Origin of the sequence: Lysinibacillus sp. UBA5994, from assembly GCF_002429725.1 — a bacterium.
Classification (GTDB): domain Bacteria; phylum Bacillota; class Bacilli; order Bacillales_A; family Planococcaceae; genus Lysinibacillus; species Lysinibacillus capsici.
This window is the reverse complement of sequence record NZ_DJAU01000012.1, coordinates 86,907-104,741: the sequence shown is the minus strand read 5'-3', so window position 1 is coordinate 104,741 and position 17,835 is coordinate 86,907. Positions and strand designations below refer to the sequence as shown.

The window sequence follows — 17,835 nt, the reverse complement described above, 5'->3', positions numbered from 1 at the left end:
TTATTTGTTTGTCTTGTGAAATGTTAAGGAATTGTAAACGAAATTTACATGAAAATGCTGGAATTTCATTGTTATTTTTTGACTTCCGCAGTACGCTATGTTAAAACGCAATGAGGAAAGATGGGAGCATATTTATGGATATTGATTTACTTTCACTCACAATATTATTACTACTTGCTTTTATCGCATCTTTTTTAAATGCGATTGTTGGAGGTGGTGGGCTCATCTCCTTACCTGCATTAATGGCTGTTGGTTTACCTCCAAGTACAGCCATTGCCACAAATAAACTGGCCAATACCATTAGTAATGGTACAAGTATGCTAACTTTTTTACGTGCAGGTAAAGTTGATATCAAGAAAATCGGAAAAATCCTCCCCTTTATCTTTGTAGGGTCTTTACTCGGTGCCTTTACTGTCCATCTTGTGTCCCCTGCTATTTTAAAACCACTTATGCTTGTTATGCTCGTCCTTGTAGCTGCTTATACAATGTTTAAAAAAGATTGGGGACAGCAATATCAAGAGCGTGTACTTAGTACAGCCAAACATTTAGCCTATATAGGTGCATTTGCGGCTATTGGTTTTTACGATGGCTTTTTTGGACCAGGTACAGGTTCATTTTTTATTTTTATTCTATTAATGATGGGCTATGATTTTCTCCAAGCTGCTGGTAATGCGAAAGCTTTTAATTTCACCTCAAATTTAGCGGCATTAATCATGTTTTTAGTTTTAGGAGAAGTTCATTTTCTCTATGGTTTTTCGATGGGCTTTGTCATGATCTTTGGGGCAATCCTTGGATCCAAATTTGCGCTGAAGCGTGGAACGAGCATGATGCGTGTCATCTTTATTGTCATGACATGTTTATTGATTTTGAAAAATGCCTGGGATTATTTCTTTCATTGAGACCGCCAATTTTCAGTCAATTGACAAAAAATATTAGCGTGCTATAATACTTTTGGGCTTCACCGCATTGAAGCGCAGAAGTATTTATTAGGAGGATTCACATGTTTCGAATAGAAGCAAAGAGTAACCCTCGATTTCTTGAGGCAAGCTTTATCACTATTTTAATTATCGCCATAATGGCTTATAGTATTGGCTATTTAAAGGCTACGCCGCATATCCCGATTTTTCTTGTGATTGCCCTTTTACTGGCTTATGGATTACTGAAAAAAGTACCCTTTCGCGATCTTGAGGGTGGTATGATTGCTGGTGCTAGCGCTGGACTTGGCGCCGTTTTTATTTTCTTTTTTATTGGCATTTTAATTTCCAGCTGGATTATGGGTGGAACGATCCCAACCCTTATCTATTATGGCTTTTTAACTGTGTCGCCAAACTTTTTCTTTGCTATCGTGTTTTTAATTTGTAGTATCGTTGGTATTTCAATTGGAAGCTCTCTGACAACTGTCGCAACGGTTGGTGTAGCATTTATGGGCATTGCCGGAGCTATGGATATCTCGCTAACCATTACAGCTGGAGCGATTGTTTCTGGGGCCTTCTTTGGTGATAAAATGTCTCCATTATCCGATACAACCAATCTTGCTTCTGGTACAGTTGGTGTAGACCTTTTTGAGCATATTAAAAATATGGGCTGGACAACCATCCCTGCTTTTCTTATCTCCTTTGTGCTCTATGCTATTATCTCCCCAACAGGAGCTGCTACATCCTTTGAGACAGTGGAGCAATTTAAAGGGGGTTTACTGTCTACAGGACTTATTCATTGGTATACATTATTGCCAATTGTTGTTCTCGTAATCATGACTTTTTACAAGGCACCTGCAGTCATTACATTGGCTGTTGTGTCCATTATTGGAGTAGGTCTTGGCTCTCTACTTGACCCAGTTCCCGCTTCAGATGTCTTCAAAATTCTGTTTGATGGCTATGTCTCTCAAACTGGTAATAAAGAGGTAGATGCCTTGCTCACTCGTGGTGGGATGAATAGTATGCTATTTACAATCGCGCTTGTCTTACTTGCTTTAACAATGGGTGGCCTTTTATTCACACTAGGCATTATTCAAAGCATTTTAACGAAAGTCGAAAGCTTATTTAAAAGTGCTGGTTCTGTTATTACGGGTGCTGCCATCACGGGCATCGGTGTCAATACATTGATCGGTGAACAGTACTTATCCATTCTATTAACTGGGGAGGCCTTTAAGGCACAATTTGCAAAGGTTGGGCTTGCACCAAAAAACCTTTCACGCGTCATGGAGGATGCTGGTACGGTTGTCAACCCTCTTGTGCCTTGGAGTGTTTGTGGTATTTTTATCGCAAGTGTTCTCGGTATTTCCACACTGGATTACCTACCATTCACCTTCTTCTGTTTACTTGGACCAATTCTTACGATCTTGTTTGGCTGGAGTGGCAAAACATTAACAAAGCTTTAACCATAACAAAAGGTAGCTGAAAACAACATCAGCTACCTTTTTATTTTACTCAAAATTTTTGTGGAAACACCATTTCTTACTACCTTGACTATGTGTTGTATAAAATAATTTTAATCCCTTATCGGCTCGGAAATTTGATAGCGTGTAAAGCTAGCTGTTGGAGAGAAAGCTATCATTCCAATTTGGAATCAAAATTCATGATTTTTCGCATTTCTGTTGGATGACCTCCTTTGCTATGCTCTACTAAAGGAGATGAAAGAGGATGACAACAAAAACAAAATGGAATGCTCATTTATATGATGAAAAGCATGATTTCGTGTCAAAATTGGGTACAAGCTTAGTCAATCTACTAGCGCCGCAAAAAAATGAACATATTTTAGATGTGGGTTGTGGTACAGGAGATTTGGCTAATGACATATCAGCACTTGGAGCTTCTGTGCTCGGAGTAGATGCGTCGGCTACAATGATTTTAGCTGCTCAGCAAAAATATCCTGCCATTAACTTTCAAACGATGGAAGCTACAGCGATGCACTTTTCTCAGCAATTTGATGCCGTTTTCTCCAATGCCGCACTTCATTGGATGAAGGAACCTGATGTAGTTATCGAAAATGTCTATGGTGCACTGAAGAACGGTGGACGCTTGGTTGCTGAAATGGGTGGACAAGGCAATATTGCATCTATCATTTGGGCTCTGCAAAAAAGTATGGAATCTTTACAATTTCCCTATATCGACCACTATTTCCCTTGGTATTTTCCAAGCGTCGAGGAATATCAATCAAAATTAGAAAATGCAGGCTTTCAGGTCGAGAATATCACACTCTATAAACGCCCTACACCACTTCAAGGGCAGGATGGGCTTCGCAACTGGTTGGTCATGTTTAGTGAAAATCTTCTACAGCACTTAAAGGCTGATGAGAAAGAGCAGGTTTATGCGACATGTGAGGAATTATTAAAGCCAACTTGTTTCCAACAGAATGAATGGGTCATTGATTATTATCGTCTGCGCTTTATTGCTCGTAAAAAATAGATTACAAAAGGTTACTATTCTGTTGTAGTAACCTTTTTTCAATGCTAAGAGCGAGGCAGCAATATTACAATGACGCCTATTAAGCATATCCCTGCGCCAATAAAGTCTAAATGATCGGGCTTTTTGCCATCAATGCCCCACCCCCATAAAATAGACAACACGATGAATACCCCACCATAGGCTGCATAAACTCTGCCAAAGGTAGGGAAGGACTGGAATGTTGCAACAACGCCGTACAGAGCAAGTGCAATACCGCCAATAATGCCCCAATAAAAAGGTTTACCCTCTCGTAACCAAAGCCAAATTAAATAGCCCCCACCTATTTCACCAATTCCCGCAAGAATAAATAATAATATAGCGATCATACTGTATCTCTCTTTCTCATTTTCACTCTATTATACATGTCTTACATACTCCAATATGTAATGGTGTCCGTTATTCCGATTAAAATTAATAGGATACCTGCTGTCATTTGAATAGCTCTTCCCATTTTCATACTTTTTCGTAGGATAATACGCTTGGCATCAAAGACATAGATCAACAGAAGCATGATGATGAGCGGTACAGCGGTCGCTACGCCAAAAATACTAGGTAGAAGCAGCCCATAGGAAGTGCTCGCCACAAGGGGCATTAACCATACAAAAAATAGAACAAACATAGTGGGACAAAAGGCAATAGAAAAACTAGCACCCATTAAGAACGAGCCAAATTTCCCCTCTTTTACTACAGGCGGCAGCAGCGATGTTAAACGTTGTAGAAAGGTTAATTTGAATAAACCGATTAGCACCAGCCCTGTTAGCAGCATCATCGGCCCAATAGCCTGACGAAAGATTGGAAAATAACCGGTCATCTTTGTTTCAAATGATTGCCCAAAAAGCCAAGCACAAAAGCCAAGCACACTAAAAACAACCACTTTCCCCACTATAAAAAACATAATTTCTTGCCAATTACTGCTCTTTTGAAGTGTTCGATTGCCGTAAAATGTAATGGCACTCATATTACCTGTTAACTGACATGGAGCAAAGGCACCTATCAAGCCAAGAAGAATGGCCATCATCAGGGCAGAATGCTCATAGCCCTGTACAAATTGCGTAAGCGGTTCACTAATAAACTGACTAATGGTGGACAATATACTATACATCTAAACACCCTCTATCTATTATTTATACTAAAATAGTATAAAGGAACATTATGAATAAACAGTGCAGAAAACGGCTTTACCCATACACGCTATTACACGCTACTAAAAAATCATCATAATCAGCCGAGACATACTTTGTAAGCAAGTAAGTATCCGATACAATGTGAGAAAATTCTTTTACTGAATAGCTATGTAGAAGATTTTGCTGACAATCTGGTTCAATTACACTCTTAGGCAGCAAGGCAATACCAAGACCATGCTTGACGAAATGCTTGATCACCTCTGTTTGATTAATATGCATTGTTTGATGGCTAGTAAATTGCTGTAGCACCTGTTGTACTTCCTGCCAATAGGGCGCATATTCATGTGTGAAAAGCGTTTCCTGCTGTAAAAGGGTGAAAGCATCATATTCCTTTTTAGCAATAGGAGCAATTAAATGCAATGGTTCTTGTGCGAGCATTACCGTGTGAAGCTCACGAGTTGAGGTTAATTTGGATAAGCCCATATCGATTACACCAGTAAATACCGCTTCCCCAATTTCATTGGATTTTAAAAGTTCTATCACTACCTGAGTAGAGGGCTTTCGATGCTGGAATGCTGTAATAATAGCTGGTAATGTTGAATTCGCTATTTGCGGAGCAACGCCAATCGTAAGCTTAGCGGTGTAGCCTTTTACGAAGGAATCCATTTGTTGTAGCCCTTCATCTAAAGCGGACAGGATTTTTTGTGCCTGCAGACGAAAATAAGCACCCTGCTGATTTAACGTCACCTGTTTGCTCTGTCGATTAAATAATGGGGTTTGCAATGCCCTTTCTAAATGTTGGATATGCTTCGTTACGGTCGATTGTGTAATAAATCGTTTTTCAGCTGTTTCTCGAAAGTTTTCAGTTTGTGCTGCCACTATAAATGTGCGTAGCCACTCTGTCTCCATCGCCATCCCTCTTTCGTTTTCAACTAGTATAACGAAAAATTTGTAAGTCTTGAAACCTTTTTTCAACATAAGCGTATGTATAGCTAACGATGTCAGTAGGAGGAATGAAAGATGTCTTTTTTTCATAAAGCATTAGCAAGTATTGGTATAGGTTCAGCGACAGTGGATACAAGATTGGAGAAGGATACTTATCGTGCTGGAGAGGTCATGCAGGGTGAAATCATTGTGCGTGGCGGTCAAGTTGAGCAACAGGTCGACACGATTTACCTATCCGTCAATACGACCTATATCCGTGAGTCGAATGATCACAAACATACAGAGGTTGCCGCACTGCAGAAGGTCAAAGTAACAGAGCCTTTCACACTGGGCGCCGGCGAGGAAAAAATCTTCCCTATTTCATTAACTTTGCCATTTGAAACACCGATTAGTGCAGGTAAAACACAGGTATGGATTCAAACGGGTCTTGATATTAAAAATGCGGTCGATCCGAGTGATAAGGATTATATTCGTGTCGAGCCAACAGCACTAGCAGGTCATATATTAGATGCGATTCGTGGATTAGGTTTCCGTTTACGTGAAGCTGAATGTGAACAAGCTCCTTCACGCTTCCGCGGCTACTATCCATTTGTCCAGGAATTTGAATTTGTACCCACTGGACAATATAGAGGCCATTTAGATGAGCTTGAATTAGTTTTCCTTTCTCAATCCAACCATTCTGCAGAGATTTTCATGCAAATTGATCGCAAAGTAAAAGGCATTGGTAGCTTTTTTGCTGAAGCATTAGATATGGATGAAAGCTATGTTCGCACAACGGTTACGATGCATGACCTACCGACACTACAAGCAAAGCTTCAGCAAATCATTTCAAAACATGCCTAATGAACTAAAAAGTAGTTGAAGCCTAACTTCAGCTACTTTTTTTATGATCAAATAGGAGGGTGAAAAGGATGATGATGAAAGCGGCATTATTTGATTTAGACGGAACATTATTAAATAGAGATGCATCTGTCGAACTCTTCATTAAGCAGCAATATGAGCGATTAAAGGGAGTACTAGGTTTCATTCCAAAAGAACAATATATAGCTCGTTTTATCCAATTAGATAAGCGGGGCTACGTGTGGAAGGACCATGTCTATCAGCAATTGGTAGAAGAATTTCACCTTGTTCATATTACGTGGGAAGAACTTCTTCAAGATTACCTAAACGAATTTAAATATAGCTGTGTCCCTTTTCCTAACCTTATCCCTATGCTAGAACAATTGAAAAGGGATCAGTTGGCTTTAGGCATGATTACGAATGGCTATGGTTTTCAGATGGACAATATAAAGGCATTAGCAATTGAACATTATTTTGATGTCATTTTAGTTTCGGAATGGGCAGGAATGAAAAAACCCGATCCTCAACTGTTTTTAAATGCCATCGAAAAGCTGAATGTCCTTCCTCATGAATGTGTTTTTATCGGCGACCATCCTGTGAATGATGTCAAAGGTGCTCAACATGTGGGAATGAAGGGCATTTGGAAAAAAGATAAACAATGGCAACATGTTCAAGCGGATGCCATCGTGGAGGATTTATTAGAAATACCGATATTCATTGACTCTTTCAGCCAATAAATAACCCATCTACTTGTTGGTAGATGGGTTTTTGTTTTATCCTATTTCACAGCTTGCTTTACTTTTTCCAGCACTTCTTCAGCTGTCGCTAGCTGTAATGCCTCTGTTGCTAAAGTCTGCATCTCTGGGACAGATAATTGCTTTAGCAAGGCCCTCGTTTTTAAAATAGACGTAGCACTCATAGAGAACTCATCTAAGCCTAGGCCTAGCAATAGTGGAACAGCATGCTCATCGCCAGCCATTTCTCCACACATTCCTACCCATTTCTTTTCTTGATGGGCAGCTTTAATGACCATTTGAATTAAACGTAATATGGCTGGGTTATATGGTTGATATAAATAGGAAACTTTTTCATTCATCCGATCTGCCGCCATTGTATATTGAATTAAATCATTTGTCCCGATGGAGAAGAAATCCACTTCTTTGGCAAAAATATCTGCCATTACGGCTGTCGAGGGAATTTCAACCATCATCCCGACCTCGATGGAAGAGCCTACTGCAATCCCTCCAGCTATCAGCTTTTCCTTTTCCTCAAGCAAAATGGCTTTAGCCGCACGGAATTCTTGAATGGTCGCTATCATGGGGAACATAATTTTTAAGTTTCCGTAGACAGATGCTCGCAGTAGTGCTCGCAATTGTGTGCGGAATAACTCCTGCTGGTCAAGACATAGACGAATGGCACGGTGACCAAGGAATGGATTCATTTCTTCTTGCAAAGGTAAATATGGCAGGTGCTTGTCGCCACCAATATCGAGTGTTCGAATAACAACTGGCTTGCCCTTCATTCCTTCCAAGACTGTTTTATACGCTGTAAATTGTTCTTCCTCAGAGGGTAAATTTTCTCTGCCCATATATAAAAACTCTGTTCGATATAAGCCAATTCCCTCTGCTCCATGACGCAATACACCATCCAAATCATTTGGCGATCCAATATTAGCCGCTAGCTCAACATGCACGCCATCTTTAGAAACGGTTTGCTCATTCACTAAAGTAGACCATTCCGCCTGCTGTACACGATATTTTTGTGCCTTTTCCTGATAGTCTGCAATCACACCGGCACTTGGATTCACTAGGACTTGACCCGTCAAACCGTCAACAATTATAGTATCGCCATCTTGAATTGTTGTCGTAGCAACCCCTGCCCCTACGACTGCTGGGATTTCTAAGCTACGAGCCATGATGGCTGAATGGGATGTACGCCCACCAATATCGGTAATAAAACCGAGAACATAGTTGCGATCTAATTGGGCTGTCTCTGAAGGTGTCAAATCATTCGCTACGATAATTACCTGTTCGTTAATATTGCTTGGATTTGGAATATGTACTCCGAGTAAATGTGCTAATATGCGATTTGTCACATCTTTAATATCTGATGCACGGGCACTCATGTATTCGTCATCCATACCTTCAAATAATGCCACAAACATAGAGGTTACTTCATGCAATGCATACTCCGCATTTACCGCTTCGTCTGCAATTTTTTGATTGATAGGCCCAATTAATTCGGGATCATGAACCACTAATAAATGTGCCTCAAAAATTGCGGCTTCTTCTGCACTAAATTTTTCTAATGTTTGCTGTCGAATGACAATCAGTTCTTGCTCTGCTTTGGCAAGAGCGGCTGCTAAACGTTTCTGCTCTGCCTCGATATCATGAACAGTTGTTTTAGCGAATGTTAAATCTGGTTGGACGAAACGATATGCTTTCGCAATGGCAATGCCGTCTGAAGCGGCAATACCAGTGAGTCGTGTCATTGTGCAAGCCCCATTTCCGTGATGAGTGTCGTTAGTGCTGCTAATGCTTGCTCTTCGTCTTCCCCCTCTACAACAAGTGTAAATTGTGAACCTTGCTTTAAGGCTAATCCCATCACACCTAAGATTGATTTCAAGTTAGCTGCTTTTTCTTCTGTACGTATTTCTATAGATGAAGTAAATGGTGTTGCTTTTGCCACAAGTTGGCTCGCTGGTCGTGCATGAATACCTAAAGGATCGACTACTGTAAATTGTTGTGTTTTCATAATTTATTCTCCTCTTCTTGTAAGTCTGTTAAAACCATTACATTTGGATGTTTCGATAAAGCAGTTGCAGGTACGTCTTCTGTATAATCAGATGCCAGTAAACGCTCTAACACCTCACGCTTAGCTTCTCCCACTGCGAGTAACAAAATGCATTTTGCCCGCATAATCGATTGAATACCCATCGTGTATGCCTGTGTTGGAACTTCGTCAATGGATGAAAAGAAACGCGCGTTAGCTTGACGAGTAGATTCTTCGAGTGTTACAAGATGTGTTAAAGAAGCAAATGACGTACCAGGCTCATTGAAGCCGATATGACCATTTTGACCGATACCAAGCAGTTGGAAATCTAAGGGATATTGTTGCAGTAATCCTTCATAGCGAGCTGTTTCCACTAAAGGATCTACTGCTAATCCGTCTGGTAAATACGATGCTAAAAATGGTTTTTGGTTAAATAAATGTTTGTTCATATAATAGGCGTAGCTTTGCTGATGAGTTACCTCAAGTCCAACATACTCATCCAAATTAAAGCTAATACAATGTGAAAAATCAATATCTGTTTTACAGATTTTAGCATATAGTGGTTCCATTGTTCCACCAGTAGCTAACCCGAACGTTGTGGCGCCATTATTTTTGGCTTCAACGATGGTCGCTACTGCATGTGAATATAAATCATCCATTGAGGAAAATCTTTTTACTTTCACCACATATCCTCCTTTGTATCCTAGAAATGAATACGCTGACCATACTGATCAATGAGCGCATCGTTATTATTTTCCCCTAAATTACTGCTACCAAACACTGGTACACTAGCGCCCTGTGCAAGCATAAGTTCAATGATTTGAGCGAATAAAGCATTTAATAAAGTCGCACCTAACACCGTTGATACAGGGGCATATTGCAATTGGTCAACGGTTAACACACCATCACCTAATGGCACATGCGTATTCAAAACTTCATCTACTACTTGCTCTAAACGCTTGCCTGACGGATGGCGCGACGGCTGGTGCTGATATTCCAGTGATTGGAGTGAAATAGTCAAAGCGCCCGCTTCCTTTGCATAGATAGCCATATCAATGGGCACTGGATTATTGGCAGAGGTTGAAATGATGATACAAACATCTTGGTCATCAAATTGCAGCTGATCCTTATAGGTGGCTAAAAAAGCCTGTTTTTTTTCATTTTGTGAGGATTGCCGTGCACCCTGATGTAGCATTAACGATTCTATGTGTATCGGTTTGACAGGCACTAAGCCACCTGCTCTATAGTAACATTCCTGTGCTAATAGCATGGAATGACCAGAGCCAAAGAGCTGGATAATGCCTCCCTTTGTGAGACGTTTAACAATTTGCTTGGCAATATGCATAAGTTGGTTGCTTTCCTGCTGTGCCACCATTGTTAAATATCGATTTACTTGTTGAAAATAGGTATTCATGTTCTATCACCTTTTCATTTCCATCGTTTCATGCAAGATGTTTGTATACCTGCTGCATATTAGTAACTATTGTCCACTTGAATTTGCATCATATAAGACCTTGCCCGCCTTAATCGTTTGGTGGAGCTTTAATTGTTCATCTAAAATCACTGCATCCGCATCAAAGCCTTGTATAAGCTGACCCTTATTACCTAGCTTCAATTGCTCAGCAGCATTAAAGCTGGACATTTTGACAAGCTCCTCCAGCGTACAATTCGTAATGTGATGCATATTCCGTACAGCCTGATCCATTTTTAAAATACTGCCTGCTAACGATCCATTTGACAAATGGGCACCTGCTTCTGTCACATGAACTGTTTGACCGCCTAAATCATATGCTCCGTAGGGCATTCCCTTTGCGCGCATGGCATCTGTAATTAAAATAAGCCCGTCTGCTCCCTTTAAGCGATAGGCCATTTCCACAGCGCCTTCATGCATATGGATAAAATCAACAATCAGTTCTGCCTTAATCGCATCTAGCAGCAGGACACCGCCAACTACACCTGGATCTCGATGGTGGAATGGACGCATTTGGTTGTATAAGTGTGTCCCCTGTGTGGCACCTAATTGAGCCGCTTGTTGCATTTGCTCAAAGGTAGCATCCGAATGACCAATTGAAACAATGACACCGCTAGCAGAAATACTTTGCACAGCTGCCATGCCATTCGGTTCTTCTGGTGCTAGCGTAATTTGCTTAATTTTATGGCCACTTAGTTGCTGCCATTTTGTCCATATATCTAAATCTAGCTCGACAATATATTCAAGAGGCTGTGCCCCTGCTCGCTGCTTTGAAACAAATGGCCCTTCGATATGAATACCTAGTACCTCTGCTTCATCTGGCTGTGGCTGGAACTGTGCTACATTTTCAATAGCTCGTTCAATGTTGTCATAGCTTTGTGTCATCGTTGTAGCTAAAAAGCTTGTCGTTCCTTCTTTTAAAAGGGATTGAGCCATCGTATGAAGCCCTTCATCAGAAGCATCCATCGTATCCATTTGAGCGGATCCATGAATGTGCATATCAATAAATCCTGGCAATAAAAATTTCCCTGAACCATCAAGCTGTTCTACATCGTGGATATCAAGCTGAGGAGCAATTTGCGCAATTTTACCATCCTTCATCCATACATCTACCTGTTCATCTCGTCCATTGCCATTCACTACTGTGATATTTCGAATGAGTAAACTCAAGAAAAACATCTCCTTCTTGAACAAGGGCTGTCGAAAAGGCATCCGTGTGCAATAGCTCATTGCCTCTGTATACCTTCGCTAACAGCCCCATTAGTTGTTACTTCTTCATTGTAATAATATTCGTTGAGCCTGCTCGTTGATAGCCAGTCTTTTCAAGTGTAATCTCTTGCCCCATTAAGCTTGTAAAGACAACTGGTGTGATGACAGAAGGTACTTGCCCTTCAATCTGTACAAGGTCTGCTTTTAATAACGCATCCCCACGCTTAACTTTTTGACCATCTGTAACGAGCAGATCAAAACCATCACCATTTAGTTTGACCGTATCTAAGCCAACATGAATTAATACTTCAATGCCCGTATCAGATTTTAAGCCAATTGCATGCTTTGTTGGGAACACCATCACTACTTGACCATCAAATGGTGCATAGACTGCTCCATCTGTCGGACGTATCCCGAAACCTGGGCCCATCAAGCCTGCTGAAAATGCCTCATCAGGCACTTCTGTTAAAGGCAATAAATCACCCGTCATTGGCATTTCGAAATCACGGAATGTCATCGTGTCATTCTTCACCGTTTCTTCCATGACAGGCTGAGCTGATGGAAGTCCTACATTGGCTGGTGCTGGATTGCCTTTTTTCAAACGTTCTTTTATGGCTTCAGCTAAAAACTCAACAGATGTCCCAATGATTACTTGGACATTGGTTTTACTAATACGCATAACTCCTCTTGCACCTGTTTGCTTCAATGTTTTTTCATCGACGCTAGCAGAATCCTGTACTAATAATCGTAGGCGAGTTGTACAATAATCCACTTGCTTAATATTGTCTTTTCCACCTAATGCTTCAATTGTATAATATGCACGTAAATCGACATCATCAGCAATAGCATTTACTTCGCCATCCTCATCCTCATCGTCTTCACGTCCTGGTGTTTTTAAGTCTAATTTTTTGATTAAGAAATAGAATACCACAAAGTAAATCGCCCCAAAGCCTAAACCTAAAGGTAATAAGAGCCATGGTTTATCTGCCAGACCAAGGTTGAGTAAGTAGTCAATTAAGCCTGCAGAGAACCCAAAGCCGTCACGGAATCCAACGAGATAGGCCACAGCCAATGAAATACCTGTTAATACAGCATGAATACCATAAAGAACTGGTGATAAGAACATAAAGGAAAATTCAATAGGCTCTGTAACACCCGTTAAAAAGGCTGTTAAAGCGATGGAAACGAACATCCCTCCAACGATTGGACGCTTTTCTTTTTTCGCCGCAAAATACATTGCTAGACAGGCTGCTGGTAAGCCAAACATCATGATGGGGAAGAAACCAGCTTGGAAATGTCCAGCTGTTGTGTCTCCTGCTAGGAAGCGGTTGATATCCCCTTTCACGATTTCGCCTGCAGCATTTGTAAATTCACCGAAATCAAACCAAATAATTGTATTGATTACATGGTGGAGACCCACTGGAATTAATAGACGGTTGAAGAAGCCATACATCCCTACGCCAAGTGATCCTGCACCAATCATCCAATTACCGACAGCATCAATACCACCTTGAATTGGTCCCCAAACAATTGCTAAAATACTACCTAAAATTGCCATGGTGATGGACGTAATAATCGGTACAAAGCGCCGTCCACCGAAGAATGATAACCATTCTGGAAATTTCACATTATAATATTTGTTATATAATAAGCCTGCCGTAATACCGGCAATAATACCACCAAACACACCCATATTTAATTCTTCGTTAACAGTCCCTAAAACGGCGACTAAAACAAGATGCGCAATCGCACCTGCTAGAGCTGCGCCACCACTGCTATCATGTGCAAACCCCATTGCAATACCGATAGCAAAAATAATTGGTAAATTCCCTAGTATAGCATTACCAGAAGCGGCCATAATACTAGCAATGTACTGGATGGCTTCATTCGGTACTGCCCCAAGCATATCCGCTGAACCTAAACGCAATAGTAATGCTGCTGCTGGTAATGTTGCGATTGGAAACATGAGCGACTTACCGATTTTTTGTAAGAAAGCAAACATTCTTTATCCCCCTTTGGTATAGTTGTCTAGACCACTTTAGTAAAAAAAAAGCGTTTTCACTAAGTTGCTATTATTATAGGCGCAATTCAAAAAAAAATAAATACTTTTTTAATATTTCGTGATGTTAAACAAAAAAACTGCACCCTAATCCAAAATTAGGGCACAGTTCTTCTTTAGCTTATGCCGTGACATCACGTTTCATAAAGGTTGAATAACTAATGACAAGGAAAACTACTGCGTATATAGCAAGTACAATTAATGAGAAGGGTAACGTCACATCAGCAATCATGGAGCCACCACCATGCTCATACTGTGTTAAATCAGAATGTGTGAGCCAAATATATTTGACGATGTCGTATCGGCTTAAGAACATAACTATCATGCCGCCTGTAAAAGAAAGGAACATCGTTAAACCGATTGCTAATGAGCTTGAACGGAATACTGAGCCAATCAAAAAGGCAAATAATGTAGACATCACAAAATCGCCACCAGATAATAGGTAATGATAGGCTAAATCGCTCCATACAGCCTTTTCAACGACCTGTCCATTGACCATTTCTAATTCCACACCTGTTCCCATGCCGAACAAGACTAAGCCGATAAGGGCACTTACCACAACATTGACCACATACAATAACAAACCAAAAAGGAATGTTGTCAGTAATTTAGACGTTAACACTTTTGCACGGGACATTGGACGCGTTAAGAGCATTTTAATCGTCCCTGTTGAAAATTCGCTCGATACAATACTAGCTGCGGTAATGACTGTAAATAAAGTAACAAGCGTAAGCATACCACTTGTAAAGGACATAAAGCTTGCAAGACTACTATCTTTTTGACTTGGTGCATCATTCGCTAAACGATATTCAGAAATAGCCATCTGCTCTTGAAAGTATGCCTTATCTTCCTCCGTTAAATCTTCACCTGCTAGCGTCTCTTTATAAGATTGAATGGCATCCTGCTCTATGTCCTGCCAAGAGCCTTCCGTCGGGGATTTTACTTCATAATATTTGGTGATTCCAGCAGGAACAAGAATGACAAGAATCAGCATGGCCACCATTGCCCATGTTCCTTTTTTATGCCATAATTTCATCCACTCATTTTGAATTAGCTTCAGCAATTTGTCCGCCTCCAGTCATTTCTAAGAATTGATCCTCTAATGTTTTTTGATGTGGCTGTACAGCAAATAATTGAATACCCGCTTGGACTAGTTGTGTAGTCATAGCTGGGACATCCTCTTTCTTCATTTCCACCACATAGCCTTGATTCTCTGCTACAAAGTTAAAGTCACACTGTTCCAGATAAGCAGACACCTGCTCTTTTGGCTGTGCCTCCACATAATAAAACGATGAGCTTTCATTATGAATATCGCGCAGATCAATCAGCTGCCCATTTTGAATCACAGCCACTCGATCACACATCAATTCAATTTCTGATAACAAGTGACTTGAGACAAAGACGGATACGCCCTCTTCTGAAGCAATCTTACGCAGGTACATACGAAACTCACGAATACCAGCAGGGTCTAAGCCATTCGTCGGCTCATCTAAAATCAAAAATTTCGGTCTGTGCAATAACGCCTGGGCTAATCCTAGTCGTTGTCTCATACCAAGTGAATATGTAGAGACCTTTTCATGTATACGATTTTCGAGCCCAACCTGTTGAATGACCTCCTGAATTCGTTCCTTTGTTACATTTTTATGCATACGTGCAAAATGTAGTAAATTTTTATAGCCTGACATAAATTTATACATTTCTGGATTTTCAACAATCACACCAACCTTACTAATGGCTTCCTCGTAATGCTCCTTCAGTGAAAGCCCGTCGATGATGACATTGCCCTCTGTTGGATGCATAAGCCCTGTCATCATTCGGATTGTTGTTGTTTTCCCCGCTCCATTCGGTCCTAAAAATCCTGTAATTTGGCCTGGATATAAATCAATGTTTAACTGTTGAATTAATTGCTTTCCTCGAATAGTTTTCGATAAATTTTGCAATTGTACAATCGGTTCTGTCATATTTTTCACCCTTTCTAATCTATTTCGCCTGAGCATTATGCAGTCTGGCACGACAACATTGCTTTATTGACGATTCTTTCTTCACCTTTAGCTGTCTTTTACTGAAGGACGATAAAACCCTTTCATCCACTCAACTGCATCCTTATTAGCCACATCGCGTAATGTTTCCACATTCTCATAGGCCATGATTGATCCTGCCTGCAATAAAATAATTTGATCTAAAATAGGCTCTACCTCATATAATTCATGTGTGGATAGCAAAATCGTTTGATTTTCGATGTCCGTAAATTGAATTAAGCCTTTAATCAACTGCTCTCTCACAATTGGGTCTAGCCCAGCAAATGGTTCGTCCATGACATAATAAGGAACCTCTCGTCCAAGGGTGGCAGCCATTTTCATGCGACCACGATTACCCTTTGATAATTGGCGTAGCTTTGTGCGCGTATCTACCTGTAAAAATTGTGCGACGATACAGGCTTTATCATAGGAAAAATCTTCAAATTGCGAAGCATAATGCTGGAAAAGCTGTTCACCCGTGTAGTACTCAAAAAATAAATCTGTATCTGGTAAATAAGCAATTTTGTCAGCACTTCTACGTGTGACGGGCTTACCCTCTAGTGTGATCTCACCAGCAGTGGGTCTCAGTAAACCAGCCAAAACTTTCATAAGCGTAGATTTACCACTACCATTTTCCCCAACTAGTCCAATGATTTGTCCAATCGGAAAGGAGAAGGATAGATCCTGTAAAACTGGCTTTTTCTTATATTGAAAAGATACATTTGATAGCTGTAACATCCCTTCACCTCACGCTTTATTTTTCAAAACCACAAGCATCTCTTCCTTCGAAAAGCCTAATGCCTCAATCGATGTTAAAAAATTTTCAGCCAGCTGATTTTTCATCTCTTCACGCAATAACTCAATGCGCTCCTCATTGCTCGTAATAAATGTACCCTGTCCTCGTTTGGTTTCCGTTATATTCATTGCCTCTAACTCCTTATATACACGTTGCACCGTATTGACATTGACACCTGTTTCTACTGCATATTCTCGAACAGAGGGAAGTCGATCACCTAGCTCCAACTTCCCCTTCAAAATGTCTCCACAAATTCGATCGACAAGCTGGCTATAAATGGGTTTGTCACGCGAAAAATCCATCGTCATCGTAAAACCACCCTTTCAAGCCACTTCGATGCTGCTAAAAACAGCAGTAGTAGTAATAACGTAATGGCTATTTCCTCAACGACATATATCGAGCCAAGCATCCATTCCATCGTCATTTCTTTCGCTTTTGGTAGATAGTGTTCGATGTTTTGAAGCGAAACTTCTCCATGGAGGAAGATCGTTCGATACAGCTGACTCTCCGTTACCCGCGCCCAACCAGCTGTGGTTACATAAAACACAATCATTGTCAGCACAATTGAAAAACGACCTATTATGCGCTTCAATTGCAAATAAAAAGCTAAAAAGAATAAAAGAACGATAAATAGCATTAATTGTAAAATCGCCAATATAATAACAATTATTACCAAAACTAATAAAATTTGTCCAGCGCTCGCGATCAGCTCATCCTTAATATTGAAAATGGCTATACTCGTGAAAAGGATAGTGAAGAGGACATAACCTACTAATGAGCAAACCAATTTTGCTCCGATAAGCTTTGTGATAGAGCTTGTTGAATGGAGCCAGCTCTCCTTTGCTTTAATATCCAAACGCATCGATGCTAAAAATTGTAAGATAGAATAGAATCCACCTAGAAAAAGGACGAGCATCGTAAATGCAAATGCTAGTTGATGCTCATGTGCAAAGAGATCGACATACTGATGTAAGATATATGGAACGATCCAAGATAGCATAAGTCCCATAAATATCCCTACTAGAAACCATGAGCGATAAAGTACCCATTCTTTTTTTAAAAGTCCTGTAAAGCTTTTCAATCACAACACCTCGTGTCATAGTGTACTAGTCACATATTACACTATGACTTTTTTGTTGGCAAGTGGTAAATACAAGA

The 17,835-nt window shown here is 40.4% G+C and carries 19 protein-coding genes; 5 read left to right on the top strand and 14 right to left on the bottom strand.

The features are described from left to right. Nucleotides 1-134 precede the first annotated feature (134 nt). The 3 genes from B3D98_RS02920 to B3D98_RS02910 all read left to right on the top strand — a co-directional run bounded on the left by B3D98_RS02920 (nt 135) and on the right by B3D98_RS02910 (nt 3,404). On the top strand, nt 135-899 hold the full coding sequence (locus B3D98_RS02920) for a sulfite exporter TauE/SafE family protein (RefSeq protein WP_066037452.1): 765 nt from the start codon (nt 135-137) through the stop codon (nt 897-899). A gap of 101 nt (nt 900-1,000) precedes the next feature. Continuing rightward, the gene (nhaC, locus tag B3D98_RS02915; protein ID WP_115673977.1) at nt 1,001-2,377 is read left to right on the top strand and encodes a Na+/H+ antiporter NhaC; all 1,377 of its coding nucleotides are present in this window, start codon (nt 1,001-1,003) and stop codon (nt 2,375-2,377) included. Between the two features lie 262 nt (nt 2,378-2,639). Beyond that, nucleotides 2,640-3,404, top strand: coding sequence for a class I SAM-dependent methyltransferase (locus B3D98_RS02910; RefSeq protein WP_279494637.1), 765 nt, complete (start codon nt 2,640-2,642; stop codon nt 3,402-3,404). A gap of 44 nt (nt 3,405-3,448) precedes the next feature. Here the strand turns inward: B3D98_RS02910 and B3D98_RS02905 are convergent, their stop codons facing one another. The 3 genes from B3D98_RS02905 to B3D98_RS02895 form a co-directional block, all read right to left on the bottom strand. Next, nucleotides 3,449-3,769, bottom strand: coding sequence for a YnfA family protein (locus tag B3D98_RS02905; RefSeq protein ID WP_004229297.1), 321 nt, complete (start codon nt 3,767-3,769; stop codon nt 3,449-3,451). Nucleotides 3,770-3,810: 41 nt separating this feature from the next. Further along, a complete protein-coding gene (locus B3D98_RS02900) occupies nt 3,811-4,545 on the bottom strand; it encodes a sulfite exporter TauE/SafE family protein (RefSeq protein ID WP_115673976.1) in 735 nt (244 codons plus the stop codon). A gap of 76 nt (nt 4,546-4,621) precedes the next feature. Continuing rightward, nucleotides 4,622-5,476 (bottom strand): LysR family transcriptional regulator, encoded by an 855-nt coding sequence (locus tag B3D98_RS02895; RefSeq protein WP_103117863.1) that lies wholly within the window; start codon nt 5,474-5,476, stop codon nt 4,622-4,624. A 111-nt stretch (nt 5,477-5,587) separates the two neighbouring features. Between B3D98_RS02895 and B3D98_RS02890 the strand changes: the two genes are divergently transcribed. Both B3D98_RS02890 and B3D98_RS02885 read left to right on the top strand, forming a co-directional pair. After that, nucleotides 5,588-6,355 (top strand): sporulation protein, encoded by a 768-nt coding sequence (locus B3D98_RS02890; protein ID WP_054550900.1) that lies wholly within the window; start codon nt 5,588-5,590, stop codon nt 6,353-6,355. Between the two features lie 71 nt (nt 6,356-6,426). After that, complete coding sequence (locus B3D98_RS02885; protein WP_288581079.1) at nt 6,427-7,089, top strand: HAD family hydrolase; 663 nt, start codon at nt 6,427-6,429, stop codon at nt 7,087-7,089. Between the two features lie 41 nt (nt 7,090-7,130). Here B3D98_RS02885 and ptsP read toward each other — a convergent pair whose 3' ends face one another. From ptsP to B3D98_RS02830, 11 genes are all read right to left on the bottom strand, one after another. Continuing rightward, nucleotides 7,131-8,843 carry a phosphoenolpyruvate--protein phosphotransferase gene (ptsP, locus tag B3D98_RS02880; RefSeq protein WP_288580425.1) on the bottom strand — a complete coding sequence of 571 codons (1,713 nt, stop codon included), beginning with the start codon at nt 8,841-8,843 and terminating at the stop codon, nt 7,131-7,133. Continuing rightward, nucleotides 8,840-9,106 (bottom strand): HPr family phosphocarrier protein, encoded by a 267-nt coding sequence (locus B3D98_RS02875; protein ID WP_103117862.1) that lies wholly within the window; start codon nt 9,104-9,106, stop codon nt 8,840-8,842. Before B3D98_RS02875 ends, ptsP begins: the two co-directional genes overlap by 4 nt. Beyond that, nucleotides 9,103-9,807 carry a glucosamine-6-phosphate deaminase gene (locus B3D98_RS02870; protein WP_288580420.1) on the bottom strand — a complete coding sequence of 235 codons (705 nt, stop codon included), beginning with the start codon at nt 9,805-9,807 and terminating at the stop codon, nt 9,103-9,105. Before B3D98_RS02870 ends, B3D98_RS02875 begins: the two co-directional genes overlap by 4 nt. Nucleotides 9,808-9,827: 20 nt before the next feature. Next, nucleotides 9,828-10,538: an SIS domain-containing protein gene (locus tag B3D98_RS02865; RefSeq protein WP_288580417.1), complete on the bottom strand. Its 711-nt coding sequence runs from the start codon at nt 10,536-10,538 to the stop codon at nt 9,828-9,830. 66 nt (nt 10,539-10,604) lie between these two features. Further along, a complete protein-coding gene (gene nagA, locus B3D98_RS02860) occupies nt 10,605-11,765 on the bottom strand; it encodes an N-acetylglucosamine-6-phosphate deacetylase (RefSeq protein ID WP_305193799.1) in 1,161 nt (386 codons plus the stop codon). A 97-nt stretch (nt 11,766-11,862) separates the two neighbouring features. Further along, the gene (gene nagE / locus B3D98_RS02855; protein WP_066037442.1) at nt 11,863-13,806 is read right to left on the bottom strand and encodes an N-acetylglucosamine-specific PTS transporter subunit IIBC; all 1,944 of its coding nucleotides are present in this window, start codon (nt 13,804-13,806) and stop codon (nt 11,863-11,865) included. 178 nt (nt 13,807-13,984) lie between these two features. Beyond that, on the bottom strand, nt 13,985-14,926 hold the full coding sequence (locus tag B3D98_RS02850; protein WP_288580409.1) for an ABC transporter permease: 942 nt from the start codon (nt 14,924-14,926) through the stop codon (nt 13,985-13,987). Further along, nucleotides 14,904-15,824 carry an ABC transporter ATP-binding protein gene (locus B3D98_RS02845; protein WP_009370928.1) on the bottom strand — a complete coding sequence of 307 codons (921 nt, stop codon included), beginning with the start codon at nt 15,822-15,824 and terminating at the stop codon, nt 14,904-14,906. Before B3D98_RS02845 ends, B3D98_RS02850 begins: the two co-directional genes overlap by 23 nt. 87 nt (nt 15,825-15,911) lie before the next feature. Next, nucleotides 15,912-16,619: an ATP-binding cassette domain-containing protein gene (locus B3D98_RS02840; RefSeq protein WP_066037440.1), complete on the bottom strand. Its 708-nt coding sequence runs from the start codon at nt 16,617-16,619 to the stop codon at nt 15,912-15,914. A 9-nt stretch (nt 16,620-16,628) separates the two neighbouring features. After that, complete coding sequence (locus tag B3D98_RS02835; protein WP_048390347.1) at nt 16,629-16,985, bottom strand: GntR family transcriptional regulator; 357 nt, start codon at nt 16,983-16,985, stop codon at nt 16,629-16,631. Further along, a complete protein-coding gene (locus B3D98_RS02830) occupies nt 16,982-17,758 on the bottom strand; it encodes a hypothetical protein (RefSeq protein WP_115673969.1) in 777 nt (258 codons plus the stop codon). Before B3D98_RS02830 ends, B3D98_RS02835 begins: the two co-directional genes overlap by 4 nt. Nucleotides 17,759-17,835: the final 77 nt, after the last annotated feature.